Consider the following 15,405-nt stretch of genomic DNA (forward strand, 5'->3'; position numbering starts at 1 on the left):
ATAATCATTCAGCATATGCGTTTATCAAACGTCTCATTAAACAATTTGGTAAACCTCAAAAGGTAATTACAGATCAGGCACCTTCAACGAAGGTAGCAATGACTAAAGTAATTAAAGCTTTTAAACTTAAACCTGACTGTCATTGTACATCGAAATATCTAAATAACCTCATTGAGCAAGATCACCGTCATATTAAAGTAAGAAAGACAAGGTATCAAAGTACCAATACAGCAAAGAATACTTTAAAAGGTATTGAATGTATTTACGCTCTATATAAAAAGAACCGCAGGTCTCTTCAGATCTACGGATTTTCGCCATGCCATGAAATTAGCATCATGCTAGCAAGTTAAGCGAACACTGACATGATAAATTAGTGGTTAGCTATATTTTTTTACTTTGCAACAGAACCAGAATTTGAAACGTTTGTCTGATTTGGAGGAAGGTTTACACCGTAAAAGGTTAATCTCCTATGGTGGTTTGTTAAAAGAAATACATAAAAAATTAAACCTTGATGACACAGAAGAAGGCGATTTGATTCATACAGATGATGACGAAAAAGCCGATGAAGATGGATTTTCTATTATTGCAATGTGGAATTGGGAACGGAAAAATTATTTTATTAAAGAGTAGTTCAACAAACGGGCCATATTGTTGTATAAGTGATGAAATACTGAATTTAAAACTTAGTTTATATGTGGTAAAATGTTTTAATCAAGTTTAGGAGGAATTAATTATGAAGTGTAATGAATGTAACAGGGTTCAATTAAAAGAGGGAAGCGTATCATTAACCCTATAAACTACGTCTGCCCTCATTATTGGAGGGTGAAATGTGAATACATCCTATTCACAATCGAATTTACGACACAACCAAATTTTAATTTGGCTTTGCATTTTATCTTTTTTTAGCGTATTAAATGAAATGGTTTTGAACGTCTCATTACCTGATATTGCAAATGATTTTAATAAACCACCTGCGAGTACAAACTGGGTGAACACAGCCTTTATGTTAACCTTTTCCATTGGAACAGCTGTATATGGAAAGCTATCTGATCAATTAGGCATCAAAAGGTTACTCCTATTTGGAATTATAATAAATTGTTTCGGGTCGGTAATTGGGTTTGTTGGCCATTCTTTCTTTTCCTTACTTATTATGGCTCGTTTTATTCAAGGGGCTGGTGCAGCTGCATTTCCAGCACTCGTAATGGTTGTAGTTGCGCGCTATATTCCAAAGGAAAATAGGGGTAAAGCATTTGGTCTTATTGGATCGATAGTAGCCATGGGAGAAGGAGTCGGTCCAGCGATTGGTGGAATGATAGCCCATTATATTCATTGGTCCTATCTTCTACTCATTCCTATGATAACAATTATCACTGTTCCGTTTCTTATGAAATTATTAAAGAAAGAAGTAAGGATAAAAGGTCATTTTGATATCAAAGGAATTATACTAATGTCTGTAGGCATTGTATTTTTTATGTTGTTTACAACATCATATAGCATTTCTTTTCTTATCGTTAGCGTGCTGTCATTCCTGATATTTGTAAAACATATCAGGAAAGTAACAGATCCTTTTGTTGATCCCGGATTAGGGAAAAATATACCTTTTATGATTGGAGTTCTTTGTGGGGGAATTATATTTGGAACAGTAGCAGGGTTTGTCTCTATGGTTCCTTATATGATGAAAGATGTTCACCAGCTAAGTACTGCCGAAATCGGAAGTGTAATTATTTTCCCTGGAACAATGAGTGTCATTATTTTCGGCTACATTGGTGGGATACTTGTTGATAGAAGAGGTCCTTTATACGTGTTAAACATCGGAGTTACATTTCTTTCTGTTAGCTTTTTAACTGCTTCCTTTCTTTTAGAAACAACATCATGGTTCATGACAATTATAATCGTATTTGTTTTAGGTGGGCTTTCGTTCACCAAAACAGTTATATCAACAATTGTTTCAAGTAGCTTGAAACAGCAGGAAGCTGGTGCTGGAATGAGTTTGCTTAACTTTACCAGCTTTTTATCAGAGGGAACAGGTATTGCAATTGTAGGTGGTTTATTATCCATACCCTTACTTGATCAAAGGTTGTTACCTATGGAAGTTGATCAGTCAACTTATCTGTATAGTAATTTGTTATTACTTTTTTCAGGAATCATTGTCATTAGTTGGCTGGTTACCTTGAATGTATATAAACATTCTCAAAGGGATTTCTAAATCGTTAAGGGATCAACTTTGGGAGAGAGTTCAAAATTGATCGTTTTTGAGACAAAACCTCCTACTACAGAATTAGGAGGTTTTTCTTACATACTTCAGTTTCTAAACTTGTGTTATAATCAATGTGTCATAAATGTCAAAAAACACGAGTTTTTAGACGATGGGAGTAGTGTTTATTTGCATCGAGAACGAGATTTCATTAGTAAGTACCTATAAAACGATTAAAAGAGGTGGTATTCAAATGGCTAAAATTGGTTATGCACGTGTATCAACACAAGATCAAAGTTTAGACGGACAAATAGATACACTTGAAGAATATGGTTGTGAACGTATCTTTAGTGAGAAAGCTAGTGGACGTAAAACAAAAAGAACGGAACTTGATAAATGTTTAGATTATTTACGTGAAGGCGATGTGTTGGTTATTTACAAACTCGATCGTCTTGGTCGTACAACGAAACAACTCATCGAACTTTCTCAATGGTTGGACGAAAATAACATCGATTTACATATTATTGATATGAACGTATCGACCAAAGATGCGATGGGAAAAATGTTCTTTACCATGATGAGTGCATTTGCGGAACTTGAAGCTAACTTATTAAGTGAACGTACAAAAAAAGGACTAGCAGCTGCAAGAGCAAGAGGACGCAAAGGTGGTCGGCCTTCATTACCTGACCACAAGAAAAGAGAAATAAAGTTCTTATATGATGAACAAAAATGGACTGGTGAAGATATCGCAAAGAAGACAGGTGTAAGTCGTTCTACTGTTTATAGAGTAATTAAAGAATCTTAGTTAACTATATGGTTCTGTTAATTTGGTTATCATGGAGGTTTTATAAATACTCTAAGTTTATTAAAATGATGAATAACTTAAATAAATTTGGAATAGAAAAACCACCGTTAATTTTCAAACTATATAACTTTATATTTTTTAATTAATAATAAATACTCTTTTGCATTCCTACCCTATATGATGTTATACTGTATTTAACAAAGAGAGTTCCATAGGTACACCAATCCCCTCACTATTTCCGGTAGTGAGGGGATTTTTTGGTGCAGCTATGTCGCCTTATTACTTGTTACGATTGTTTAGCCAAAACGTGAAAATCGCAACAATGCATCCTGAAATCACAGGTGCAATTATACTAACAAAGAGAATTGCCATAGGTCTCACCTCCTTCCATAGTAATTTCGCCTATGGAAGTTAAGGCGACTCCATTATTATATCATCTGTGTCTTTTAAAGCATATGCACTTCCGATAAGTTGAATTATGTTATTTTCTATACGGTATTTTCCTTCTACCAAACCATAATGAATATAATTTATAACCACCTACTATAATGTATGTAGTGAATAATATAGAAGGACATGTCATTAATAATTTAAATTTTATTAATGATATCTCTAAATTGGTAGACCAAAGTGTAAATATTGAAGCTATAGATAACCATAAAATATAGATAGCTAATAAAAATAATACACTATAAATTACTCTTCTCCAGATTAAAGGAAGTATTTCGAATTCTTTAAAATTATTTGTGCTGATATCAAAAACCCATTTGTATTTTGGTATAAATACCAACCTACCTTCCCTACTTTTTATATCTTCTACTGTTTCCTCGTATATTTTTCCATCTTCATCTTCATAAATTAAATTATCAATTCCGTTATAATTCAATCGCTTTGAAAGTTTAAAATACTTTTTTTCTCCATCTTTATTAATTAACTCTAAAAGAAAAAATTTCATTTTCTTAATCCAAATGGGTGAAAGTAACAGTGCGAAATACATAGAATACATAAATAAAAATATTAAGTATCCATAAAAAGTTTGCTGATGTTCTTTCATTTCTTTTATACTAATTTGAGTAATTACTTCAGATAATGTTAAAAGAATTAACATGCAAATCATGATTGAAACCATTATAAATATAAAAAAATTTGAAAGAATTGATAAAGCTTTAGTACTTTTTTGATTCATTTCAACATGGTGTAACTTTGGAAATGAGATTTTTTTATTACTATCGATCCAAACACAACGATTAAAATTTGCCAAAATAATAAATCCCGAGTAAATAACTCTAAAAACTCCATGATAATTCCTCCAATAAAAAAATTAATACATAACTATTATATTTCACTATATATATGTATAATTTTCGATAATAAACGGACTAATTGCAACATTAAAAGCAGAAACACATGATGGTGAATTATTAAGAAGAATATTCAATAATTAGTATCAAAATAAAACACTGATCTATTATGATTGGTGGTTTATTTTTTGTTTAATCAACGCAAAAAAAAGAATTTATAAGGCTTTTTTTAGAATTTAAAAGAATTTATAAACGTATAAACGTTGATTTAATAGGCTTGTAAAGAATTTAGATACAAGTTCACTCAATGCCGCTGCACAAAAAATGTAAAAATGCACATTTGTTTTTTGTTAAATTTTGTAATCTCGTAAACCATTGATATAATAGGCTTTATAAGACATTTACTTTTGAGCATAAGACCGTTTGTAACGGGCTAGATACCTCAGCTATGCTGAGTGACACGCTAGTGGCATTGTATCCCCTTATGCTCTTAGGTTAGAATCTCAAAAGAAGTTATAAGAGAAGATAACCTAATATAATTAGAATGAATCAGTATAAAAATTAATTTGATTCGTCTCATTTAAACCATATATTAAAGTGATTAATTTTTAATATTTTAAAATTATTCCACGGCGTTTAAGAATCTATTAATAAAGTAATCCTTCAATAACTCTAAAGAAAATATTGCACAACGAGTAACTTTAGCTATAATTTTTTCTAATAATAATTCCCCATTTCATTTTTTGTTTTATGATTTATTGGATCAATTTAATTTAAAAATAATCATTAATAATTTGAAAGCACAAATTAATTATCCCTCATTCACAAATTGAATCTTTAAAATACAAAGTCTATATCCATGATTTTTCAAAATCATTTGTATATCTTTTATCAGAAATTCAAGTTTAAAATTTACTCTTCCCCAATTCATTTCCTGTTCAATTTGTAATATATAAAAATGTTAATCAGGTTTTTTACACAGATATTATTTCACCATTAAAAACAAATAATGACTTTTTATCCTAAAAATTTTAATATTCTTGTCATAATTAAATTGCTATTAATATCCAAGCAATGAAAATCATTTAAAAAAATAAAGTTATACTGCATCTTCTAAAGCTCGAACTAATTCATACGATTCAAATTCATGTTTTTAAAATTCTAATAAAGCTGTCTTACCTAACATAGTTCTACCAGTCCAATCATAAATCACATATATCTTATCTTTGTTTAAATTAGATAAATGATCTTTTAAATCTTTAGCAGGTATTTTAACAGAATTCTTGTTCCTATCTTTTTTAACACTTTTAGGTGCATTTCTAACTTCGATAAATACATACTTACTTGTTCCATTTTCTATATCTTTAAGAACTTCATGATGATTAATATAAAGACTTAAAAATGTTTCTAAAAATTCTACTTTATTTAAAATAGATCATCCTTTCTAAATTATTTTTAAGTTTATTTGCTAATATATAAAGTTCTTGTTTTGCTTCTTCATTAAAAACTTTTGAAACAATTTGATAGTTATAAGGTAAAAATTCTTTTAATTTCATTAAACCAAGATCAGTTAATTGAACATAAATTTTTCTCTTATCATTAGATAAAGCTACTCTTTTAACTAACCCATTTTTTCTAAACCTTTAAAACTCTCGTAATAGTAGATTTCCTACTACCTATTTTCTCAGACAATTTTGAAGGAGGTATCATCATATTATTTCATAAGACAATAACATCATAAATAATAATCACAAATCACATGTAACTTGTGATTTGTGATTATTTGATTTAGCATAAATGTATTAATTTTATAATTGGAGTTTTTAATCTTGAGAGATGAGAAGATATTAAAAGAAGAAATTCAAGATCTTTATTTAAATGATGAATCATATGACGAAGTTGAAATTGATTTTGGGGGAAGCCCAAGTGAAGAAGAAAATTAAGACAAAGACATCAAAGCTTTCACGTTCACAAATCACATGTAACATGTGATTTGTGAACGTGAAAAATTATATACTAGCTAAAATAAAGCCCAAGCTAAATCTTTTGGTAAATCTCAAATACTTATGCGTGATTATAAAATGCATGAATTAAAGACTGTTTTAATAGAGCAGGTAGAAGAAGTTTACTATCGAGTTAGAAATCATTCTTTATATCCGACAAGAATAAGTATTAATGTTGGTTATGCAGACAGTGGTGGCGTAAGAAAACAATTTACTAACAAAGCAGGCTATCAAAACACGTATGAAATTATTAATGTGCTTTGGGGCTATTTATCAAACCGATTAGAGAGTGAGGAATTATACCGAACAATTGGTATATCATTCGGCAAATTCATTCCTAATCAGATTAAACAACTGTCATTATTCGATGATCCTTTAAAAATCAAAACAGAAATCATAGAAAATCAATTAGATGTAATCAGGTATAAATACGGTAAAAACATTGTCATGAGAGGATCTAGTCTAACTGAAGAAGGAACGGTCATATCAAGAAAAAATTTAATCAGTGGTCACAAAGCATAGTAGATTAATCTAGAACATAAATATATTTCAATCATTCAATTAGATGTTATAATATTTTTGTATTTTTCTTATCAAGATGATCTATATATCCCCCTGTTAAACCTGTCAATAGAATAAACGGTAAAACAATCATTGGATTATTATACATATCCGTTAAAGCAAATATAGTGCAGGCAAATATGGATATAATGACAAAATGTATGATTCTTATGACTACATTTCGTTTAAATATATGTTGATTAATGGCTTTATATTTATTTTCAAGTATTGTTAAAAAAACTTGAAAACTACCAAATATAAAAATAAAAGCTATGAAAGAAAGCATAAAATAGTCAGTAACAGGTATCAGCATACCTACTATCACAAAAGGTATAAATGACAGGATTCTTATAAGCATGATATGTTTTATAATAAATTTCATGTATATACTCTGACTTCCGTTAATCCTATATCTTCAATATCCTTGCATCCTAAACCTATTAATCGATTGATTTCAACTTCTTTATTTTTAAGATATACCATATCATTATCTTTTTCAGAATCGTTTTTAATATCAATATCACTTAATCTATTATTCTCTAGCATAGTATCCAACCTCCTTAGTTCGTTTTCATTTATTATACCAAGCGTTTATTTACGACATTTCAACACATCGCATACAAACATACAGTATATAGTATGTTTGTATGCAACATATTTTTTATTATCCTTACGATCATATAGCACTATAAATACTGGTATAACAAATCAAGATAAGAAAAAACACAGAACAAACGCATTTAAAAACTTATTATTTGTTGCCAATAAAAAAATAAACCAATAACAATCCCTAAAAAAATACCAACAATAACTATTTTTTTAAAAGATACACGTTTATCTACAGGATTTATCAAATTATTAAAAAACACTCCTATACCTATAGATAACAAAATTATGATTAAAATAATAAATAAGGCTTCCATTTATTTTCTCCTTAATATATTAGATTTATTCCAATTTTCTTTTTCAAAAAGTTTTCTCGGCATAAATGCGTGGTCTATTTTTTCTTTTTCAAATCATATTTCTTTGACTCTTCTTTAGTTTCATCACTTATATTAAAAAATAAAAAATAAACTATGATTCCAATTGGAATACCGAATAAAGGCGTAGTAAATATACTTGCTATAACAATCATAAAAATTAAGTAAATCAAATCTTCCCACCCCCATTTTTTATTCAATGATTAGCACATCACATAAGCATAGAAGGGCATAGAATGTTCTTTTTATTAGCCTTTGATGTTAAACATCCTAATTTAGAAAGAAACGTTAAATGGCCTTTAAAAGACCATTTACGCCACTAAGTGAATTTATGTTTAATTCAAATCATTAGTTTTTTCTTTCAAAAGTCATTTCACCGTTTAATTCAGTTGTGATAGAAGCTTTATCCCCATCCATTTTTAATACACCTTCTGCTGATCCTTCTATATGTTTAATACTTTTTTGTATCAAACTTACCAATATATTTAAGAAGTATAACTAAACGATCTTTATATAATCGTTTAGTTATCTAGAAATGGATTTTCTTTATTTTGTAGTGTTTTTCTTGCTTGCTCTGTAAAATGAAATTCTTCTAAACCATTCACTAATGAATTATAGTAATAGCCTAACAGTGCTTGAACTGATTCGCGTTTCTTCTTCATTTCTCGATTGACAGTTATTAAGATATCAATGATTTTTTCCGATAAGAAGGGGTTTTCTTCGAACATAAAGAATAAACGATCACCTCGTCTATTAGCTGCTTCGCTTTTAGCTTGCATAATTTTATTTATAATACTTATGCTATCAGCTAATATATATCTACTTTTAATGAATTCTTGTAGATCTTTAGGTAAGGGTTTTAATAAATGAGATTGTTCATCAATTAAATGATTATCATTTTCATGGTTTGAATGGAGTGAATGGTCATTCATTTCAGACATACTATCTATATTATTACCACTCATTCCATTCAGACCATTATTATTACTATTAGTATTGTTATTATTAGTATTATTGCTATTAGTATTATTAATGTCCTGACTTTCTGTATACGCACTTTCCGTATTCGGATTAGCCGTATACGGATTTTCAGGAAACGGCTTTTCTACATCACTTTGCTCTTTATTTTCCAGAGAACTTTCTAGCTTTTGACAGTCTATATTTTTATAAGTTAATATAATTGATTGGTCATTTTCTATTGCGAAAATTTGTGCCTCTTTTATACCTTCATCAATGTCTTCTTTGTTGTCACTAAAAATATATTCAAGCTTTAAGAATTGATTATTAGAATTTTGTTTAAATTCTAATCTAGCAATGTAACCAGCTTTAATTAATTTTTTTAGTGCAGAATAATGAGCATCACGACCGTTCTTAGATCGTTTAATAATTTCAGACATATGAAGGTCCCAATCATCTGAATTAGATAAGAAAATAGATAATAATGCTTTTGATTCTAATGTAAGTTGTTCATCATTTAATAAATCATTTGATATTTGTGTAAATTTTGATTTTCGAACGTTTCTATAAGATGTTGTTGTTTTTGACATAGTAAAAAACCTCTTTCCTTTTTAGTTTGGTTAGAGGTAATAAAACGTTTACAATAAAATTATTAAATATGTGTAGTTGCGACATATATTGTTTACGGTTATAATAATATTATTATATGTATATTAAAACGTTTAGTTGCGTTTTATTACCTTTGAAAACATTCAGTTGCTACCAACAACTGAATGTTTTTTGTATATTTATAAGAATAACAAACTAAAAGAGTATAAACAATAAATAATGTAACAAAAAAATAAAAACAAATCACATGTTACATGTAACATGTGATTTGTTTTTATGAGAAACTTAAAATAATTTATAAAATTGATTTTAAAAAGATGAATAATTACGAATAATATCATTTTAATTCGTGAAATTATAACAGTAACTTGTGACATGTCACAAGTTACTGTTATAATGAGTATATTATAATACTAAGGAGTGTAATGTATGTCAGTTATAACTATTGGTAATTTCAAAGGGGGAGTAGGTAAAACTACTGTATCAACTTTATTATCATATATTGCTTCTGAGAGATATGACAAAAAGGTTTTACTAGTCGATTTTGATCCCCAAGGCAATGCTACTCAAATTATGAAAAGAACATATTCAGAAGCTATAGATGAGAAACAATCATTTATAGATGCCCTTAAAACTGGAGAGCTAGAAGATAGTATTATAAACTTATCAACTAAATTATCATTAATACCTGCAGATTCTTCACTAGCTAATTTGTCAGATATTATTGCAAAAACAGATATTGTTAAAAAAAGATATATTCTTAAATCAGTTATTGATCAAATTAAAAAAGATTATAGTTTTGACTACATCTTTATAGATGTACCACCAACAATAAATTCTGATTTCACAAATAATGCTGTGTATGCAAGTGACTATATTGCTATGGTATTCCAGACGCAACAATCAGCGTATGAGAGTAGTTTATCGTTTGTTAACTTTTTACGAGATAGAAAAAAGGAATCAAATTTGCCATTTGAATTAATAGGTGCAATTCCAGTATTAATTAAGAAGAACGGTAATATTGATGAACAGATATTAGAAATATCTAAAAAAACTTTTTCAAACGCTTTATTTAAAAATCAAATATTTCAAAGAGAACGAATTAAGAAGTTTGGTGCAGAAGGTATTAGGGATAAAGATACGCACGATAAAAGAGTATTGCATATGTTAGAAGCGATATATAAAGAATTAGTAGAAAGAATAGAAGTAATAGAAGGATAGGTGATCATAATGTCAGGATTTTTAGATGATATAAAATTTGAAGAACAAAAGAAAAAGGGTTTTTTGGATGATATAGACACTTCAGCAGTTAAGTATACAGAAAATTATAAACCGGTTGCTAAAAGTTCAACTATGAGAGTTGATACGATAATCAAAAAAAGGTTGAGTCAGATGGCATTAGATAAAGATACTTCTATAAAATCAATATCAGATAAAGTTTTAAATGAGTTTTTAGAGAAAAATAATTATTAGTAGAGATGATAGATTACTTAATAATTAATTAAAAAAATAAAAGGAGTATCATAAGAACAGGCTTTGTCAAACTAAGTGTGTAAGTTATTCAAGATACTTAATAACTCTATCCTTAATTTGATCATGTAAAAGAAGCTGGTTCATAACCATAGACCAGTTTGGAATGTAACCAGTGGACCATTTCTTTTGAAGTTCTTTCGTTCGAATAAAGAGTAATTTTAAGAGTGCATTCTCATTTGGGAATGCACCTTTTTTTGTAACCTTTCGGTAACTAGAATGAATACTTTCTACCGCGTTAGTTGTATACATGATTTTACGAATATTACTACCATAATCAAACAGCTGTTCAACGTGATTGAAGTTGCGTTTCCAAACATCAACCGCACCAGGATATTGAGACCATTGTTGTTTAAATGCTTCAAAAGCAGTATGACAAGCTTTAAGTGATGTTGCCCTATAAACCTTTCTTAATGAAGAAGTAAAAGATTTATAGTCTTTACTTGGTACGTACTTAATAGAATTTCTAACTAAATGTACAATACATCTTTGAACAATTGTTTTAGGAAAAGTAGCCTTAACTCCGGATTCTAAGCCAGAAACACCATCCATAGTAAGCGATAGCGCGCTAGATTATATAAAAAATAAACTGTGAAGTAGAGTCGTACGTTCTCTACTTACACAGTTTATTTTACACTCCCTCTCAACATGTTCAGGATTTGGGGGGCGCATTATTTTTAGCCTAAGAGTCTAATTCACTGAAATCTAAATCCACTATTAATTTCTCCAAGTTTAATTTATTTTGTTCATACATTACTTTTAACTCATGAAGAAGATCCCCATTTAAAACTATATAGTTCCCTTTTTCATAATCTTCAGTTTCTACATATAATAAATTTGTATCTCTTAAAATTTTAATTTTGTCATGCAATATATCTTTAGAGTTATAATCATCCTCTAATTTTCTGATAGTTATTTCTCTGTTTTCATCAGATTTTTTGATTAAATTTACGTACAGTTTTCTAGTTTCTTTTGTTAAGTCTTCTAACTCATGAGAAAATTGATCTATATCTTTTTTAATATCTTCTATAATATAATCTTCGTGCCTAAATGTGTCCTTAAATTTGTTAAGATTAGTATATTGCTCTATAGATTGTGATTCTGTTCTATCAATTAAAGTCTCTTTTAGTGATAAATTTTCTATAGATTTTAAATACTGTTTTTGATTTCCATTCTTCCAATTTTTTATTTTTTCTACTGTATAATTCTCGACATCTTTATCTATTTCAGTATGATGATTAGGGCATAAAAGTATTAAATTATCTATTGAATTTATTTGTTCATTACTTAAACTTTCGTTAAATCTCGGACCTCTAGATCCTTCAATATGACATATTTCTCCTTTAACAATTCCTTTTTTATCTACGATGGGCTCATTGCACTCTGGAAACTCACAACAATTCATTGATTGTGCAAACAACGCCTTTTTTACTTTATCACTTATATAATTACTCACAATTTCCCTCCTAATAATTTTGTCCTTTTCACATTTTTGATACCTTTAAATCAAATCATAATTCTTACTTACAAACTGTTATAACTATGTATTATTACCTAACATTGTTATTATATATCTAAACTATACTTTATTCTTAAGAAAAGGTGGTAGCTATGACTAAAATAAAATATTTAAACATTTTTGATCCTTTTAAAGTGACTGGATTTATTCAATATGACGAAACAGACTATCAATGTGTTTTCGAAAGTGATGGAGAAAATTTTAAACTACTTATTACTGTTTTAGATTATGGGAAACTCGACACCTTTGAAGATTCTATAGACTCACTTTTATTTAAGACAGAAGAAGGGGAAACTTTAATATTAAAGAAAGGCGTTGTTTCAAACTGGAAACAACATACCTCTGGCTTTTCCCAAAAAGAATATGTTTTTCTTGAGTTTTATTGTTCAACAAATCACAAAGAATTACCAGATACATTTACTGGTTTTACTCTAAATTTTAGTAATTTAAAACATTTGATAAATGATTCTCCATTTACTTACAAAACAAAACATGAACCAGATAGAAGTTTTTATGATGTAGTTGTTGATAAAACATCTAATAAAGAGTTATTAAAATTAGATGATTTAGAATTATCTTATAACACATTCCTATGGCAGACAGAAATTTCTAGTTACAGAGAAATAAATTTTAAATATTATAATAATCTCGAAATATCCTATTTTAATAAGACTACTTTAAAAGAAATTATGAGCGAAGTAACTAAGTTACCATATATATTTAGCTTTATAACTAATGAAAAACACAAAATTTATAAAATAAATTTAATGAATGGTGACGATCATTATATTTGTTTTATTTCATTACCTTATAATTTTAAAGAATACCATAGAAAAATAAACTTACCTTATTTAAGTGACTTTATAAAAAGAAATTTCACTTATATATATGAATATTTCCATAAAAATCAAAATGATATTGATATCCTCTTCTTTAATTTCATTAAAGTTATGTATACTAAAAAGTTTGTAATAAACGATACAGCTGATATGCTGAGAATCAACGAAGGTATTCATAGAGCAATATCAAAAAAACGCGATATGACTTTAATTAAAAGGTATAAAAATATGTTTGAATCTTTAGACACCCATTTACAAGAACATCTTAAGTCAACTTTCGATTATAATCCTGAAATTCATAATTATTTAAAAGAATTCCGTCACTATCATTCTCACTATTATGATAAAGAATTAGTTTCTTATCCAGATAGTGACATTAATATTTTTAACTATACAGTTCAACTTCACAAAGCCTATGTTTTAAATGCTATAGGGATTGATTCTAAAGATATAGTGGATTTATTGAAAAAAACGCACCCACAATATAGTATTCTTTAATATTTCTATATTTATTTAACTGTCTAACAACATAAAAAGCCATGCCGTTATACGTCAAGGTCTAAATATAATAGGGTATATCCTCTTCCGTACAAGTTATCTTTATAACAAGAAATTGTTTATCAATTTTTAAATGTTATAATATTGATAGGCAATACTTTTACCTTTTTCACTGTGTATTTACTTTGAACGTGTTTTGAGTATTGTTGGTTGTTTTTGAGTTATATAACACCCTAACGTTTTACTTTGCGTTAAGGCTTTTTTGGTGGTGATTCTATTAAAAATATCTTAATAACTTTATTAAGTTTTGTAGGATTCGTATATTCTCTAAATCTTATCTACAATGCTTTGTTTAACAATCAGCCTTTAAACCCTGTTACAACAATTATTCTAATAGGCGTCGTTGTCTATATTTTCTATCACTTAATATTAGCTTTTTCAAATAAACATCGTCACAAAAACAAGCATAATAGTTAATACATAGTTTTTTTTTGATGTTTAAGTACATACTTTCAAAATACTAAAAGTAAAGTGAGGAGATGATTAAATATGAAATTCGGAAAAATAACTATTTCATGTAGATAAAGTCCGTATAATTGTGTAAAAGTAAAAAGGCCATATAACAGTCCTTTTACGGTACAATGTTTTTAACGACAAAAACATACCCAGGAGGACTTTTACATGACCCAAGTACATTTTACACTGAAAAGCGAAGAGATTCAAAGCATTATTGAATATTCTGTAAAGGATGACGTTTCTAAAAATATTTTAACAACGGTATTTAATCAACTAATGGAAAATCAACGAACAGAATATATTCAAGCAAAAGAATATGAACGAACAGAAAACCGACAAAGTCAACGAAATGGCTATTATGAGCGCAGCTTTACGACACGTGTAGGCACGCTAGAATTAAAAGTACCCAGAACACGTGATGGCCATTTTTCACCCACAGTGTTTGAACGTTATCAACGAAACGAAAAAGCCCTCATGGCTTCAATGTTGGAAATGTATGTATCAGGCGTTTCAACTCGTAAAGTATCAAAAATTGTGGAAGAACTTTGTGGTAAATCCGTCTCTAAGTCCTTCGTTTCTAGCTTAACAGAACAGCTAGAACCTATGGTTAACGAGTGGCAGAATCGTTTATTATCAGAAAAAAATTATCCTTACTTAATGACCGATGTACTCTATATAAAAGTACGAGAAGAAAATCGAGTACTCTCAAAAAGCTGTCATATAGCGATTGGAATAACCAAAGATGGCGACCGTGAAATTATCGGCTTCATGATTCAAAGTGGCGAAAGCGAAGAGACCTGGACAACATTTTTTGAATACCTAAAAGAACGCGGTTTACAAGGTACGGAACTTGTTATTTCTGATGCGCACAAAGGATTAGTCTCTGCCATTAGAAAATCCTTCACCAACGTAAGTTGGCAAAGATGCCAAGTTCACTTCCTAAGAAATATCTTTACCACCATTCCTAAAAAAAATTCAAAATCTTTCAGAGAAGCTGTTAAAGGAATTTTTAAGTTCACAGATATTAACTTAGCGCGTGAGGCTAAAAATCGATTGATTCATGATTATATCGATCAACCAAAATATTCAAAAG

The 15,405-nt window shown here is 28.8% G+C and carries 17 protein-coding genes and 4 pseudogenes; 10 read left to right on the plus strand and 11 right to left on the minus strand.

The features are described 5' to 3' along the window. From LQ611_RS13210 to LQ611_RS13225, 5 genes and pseudogenes are all read left to right on the plus strand, one after another. Window positions 1–350 (plus strand): annotated as a pseudogene (locus tag LQ611_RS13210) (IS6-like element IS257 family transposase); the annotation flags it as partial. A gap of 64 nt (window positions 351–414) precedes the next feature. Then, entirely contained in the window at window positions 415–630 is a 216-nt protein-coding gene (locus LQ611_RS13215) for a protein rep (RefSeq protein WP_078100993.1), read from the plus strand. 103 nt (window positions 631–733) lie between these two features. Beyond that, window positions 734–796 carry a tetracycline resistance efflux system leader peptide gene (locus LQ611_RS14300; protein ID WP_012779615.1) on the plus strand — a complete coding sequence of 21 codons (63 nt, stop codon included), beginning with the start codon at window positions 734–736 and terminating at the stop codon, window positions 794–796. Window positions 797–829: 33 nt separating this feature from the next. After that, window positions 830–2,206, plus strand: coding sequence for a tetracycline efflux MFS transporter Tet(L) (gene tet(L) / locus LQ611_RS13220; protein WP_001574277.1), 1,377 nt, complete (start codon window positions 830–832; stop codon window positions 2,204–2,206). Between the two features lie 241 nt (window positions 2,207–2,447). Next, window positions 2,448–2,999, plus strand: a complete 552-nt coding sequence (locus tag LQ611_RS13225; RefSeq protein ID WP_031795062.1) for a recombinase family protein — start codon at window positions 2,448–2,450, stop codon at window positions 2,997–2,999. A 279-nt stretch (window positions 3,000–3,278) separates the two neighbouring features. On the opposite strand, the gene LQ611_RS13230 is transcribed toward LQ611_RS13225, so the two are convergent. The 3 genes and pseudogenes from LQ611_RS13230 to LQ611_RS13240 form a co-directional block, all read right to left on the minus strand. Beyond that, window positions 3,279–3,371, minus strand: coding sequence for a type I toxin-antitoxin system Fst family toxin (locus tag LQ611_RS13230; RefSeq protein WP_023016171.1), 93 nt, complete (start codon window positions 3,369–3,371; stop codon window positions 3,279–3,281). A 109-nt stretch (window positions 3,372–3,480) separates the two neighbouring features. Next, the gene (locus LQ611_RS13235) at window positions 3,481–4,260 is read right to left on the minus strand and encodes a hypothetical protein (protein WP_239709633.1); all 780 of its coding nucleotides are present in this window, start codon (window positions 4,258–4,260) and stop codon (window positions 3,481–3,483) included. Between the two features lie 1,196 nt (window positions 4,261–5,456). Next, window positions 5,457–5,732, minus strand: a pseudogene (locus LQ611_RS13240) (rhodanese-like domain-containing protein); the annotation flags it as partial. Window positions 5,733–6,351: 619 nt separating this feature from the next. On the opposite strand from LQ611_RS13240, the pseudogene LQ611_RS13245 reads away from it, so the two are divergent. Next, window positions 6,352–6,825, plus strand: a pseudogene (locus LQ611_RS13245) (DinB/UmuC family translesion DNA polymerase); the annotation flags it as partial. A 46-nt stretch (window positions 6,826–6,871) separates the two neighbouring features. Here LQ611_RS13245 and LQ611_RS13250 read toward each other — a convergent pair. The 6 genes from LQ611_RS13250 to LQ611_RS13270 all read right to left on the minus strand — a co-directional run bounded on the left by LQ611_RS13250 (window position 6,872) and on the right by LQ611_RS13270 (window position 9,391). Continuing rightward, window positions 6,872–7,246 carry a hypothetical protein gene (locus tag LQ611_RS13250; protein ID WP_159316309.1) on the minus strand — a complete coding sequence of 125 codons (375 nt, stop codon included), beginning with the start codon at window positions 7,244–7,246 and terminating at the stop codon, window positions 6,872–6,874. Then, a complete protein-coding gene (locus LQ611_RS13255) occupies window positions 7,243–7,410 on the minus strand; it encodes a hypothetical protein (protein WP_239709634.1) in 168 nt (55 codons plus the stop codon). Before LQ611_RS13255 ends, LQ611_RS13250 begins: the two co-directional genes overlap by 4 nt. 194 nt (window positions 7,411–7,604) lie before the next feature. Next, entirely contained in the window at window positions 7,605–7,787 is a 183-nt protein-coding gene (locus LQ611_RS13260; RefSeq protein WP_050971104.1) for a hypothetical protein, read from the minus strand. Between the two features lie 74 nt (window positions 7,788–7,861). Next, window positions 7,862–8,044, minus strand: coding sequence for a VraH family peptide resistance protein (locus LQ611_RS13265; RefSeq protein ID WP_204169117.1), 183 nt, complete (start codon window positions 8,042–8,044; stop codon window positions 7,862–7,864). A 148-nt stretch (window positions 8,045–8,192) separates the two neighbouring features. Further along, window positions 8,193–8,315, minus strand: coding sequence for a hypothetical protein (locus LQ611_RS14175; RefSeq protein WP_275583750.1), 123 nt, complete (start codon window positions 8,313–8,315; stop codon window positions 8,193–8,195). A 50-nt stretch (window positions 8,316–8,365) separates the two neighbouring features. Beyond that, window positions 8,366–9,391 (minus strand): nuclease, encoded by a 1,026-nt coding sequence (locus LQ611_RS13270; protein WP_159316307.1) that lies wholly within the window; start codon window positions 9,389–9,391, stop codon window positions 8,366–8,368. A gap of 448 nt (window positions 9,392–9,839) precedes the next feature. Here LQ611_RS13270 and LQ611_RS13275 point away from each other — a divergent pair, with 448 nt between their 5' ends. Both LQ611_RS13275 and LQ611_RS13280 read left to right on the plus strand, forming a co-directional pair. After that, window positions 9,840–10,631 carry a ParA family protein gene (locus LQ611_RS13275; protein ID WP_204175416.1) on the plus strand — a complete coding sequence of 264 codons (792 nt, stop codon included), beginning with the start codon at window positions 9,840–9,842 and terminating at the stop codon, window positions 10,629–10,631. A gap of 9 nt (window positions 10,632–10,640) precedes the next feature. Next, entirely contained in the window at window positions 10,641–10,883 is a 243-nt protein-coding gene (locus LQ611_RS13280; RefSeq protein WP_051575480.1) for a hypothetical protein, read from the plus strand. Between the two features lie 84 nt (window positions 10,884–10,967). Here LQ611_RS13280 and LQ611_RS13285 read toward each other — a convergent pair. Next, window positions 10,968–11,498 (minus strand): annotated as a pseudogene (locus tag LQ611_RS13285) (transposase); the annotation flags it as partial. Between the two features lie 124 nt (window positions 11,499–11,622). Next, a complete protein-coding gene (locus LQ611_RS13290; RefSeq protein ID WP_239709635.1) occupies window positions 11,623–12,396 on the minus strand; it encodes an HNH endonuclease in 774 nt (257 codons plus the stop codon). A gap of 155 nt (window positions 12,397–12,551) precedes the next feature. On the opposite strand from LQ611_RS13290, the gene LQ611_RS13295 reads away from it, so the two are divergent. Beyond that, window positions 12,552–13,796, plus strand: coding sequence for an ApeA N-terminal domain 1-containing protein (locus tag LQ611_RS13295; protein WP_239709636.1), 1,245 nt, complete (start codon window positions 12,552–12,554; stop codon window positions 13,794–13,796). 681 nt (window positions 13,797–14,477) lie between these two features. After that, window positions 14,478–15,405, plus strand: a 928-nt coding sequence (locus LQ611_RS13300; RefSeq protein ID WP_114365357.1) for an IS256-like element IS256 family transposase, incomplete at its 3' end; no start/stop codon positions are given.

It is taken from the genome of Mammaliicoccus sp. L-M44 (assembly GCF_022386355.1).
Lineage (GTDB): Bacteria > Bacillota > Bacilli > Staphylococcales > Staphylococcaceae > Mammaliicoccus > Mammaliicoccus sciuri_A.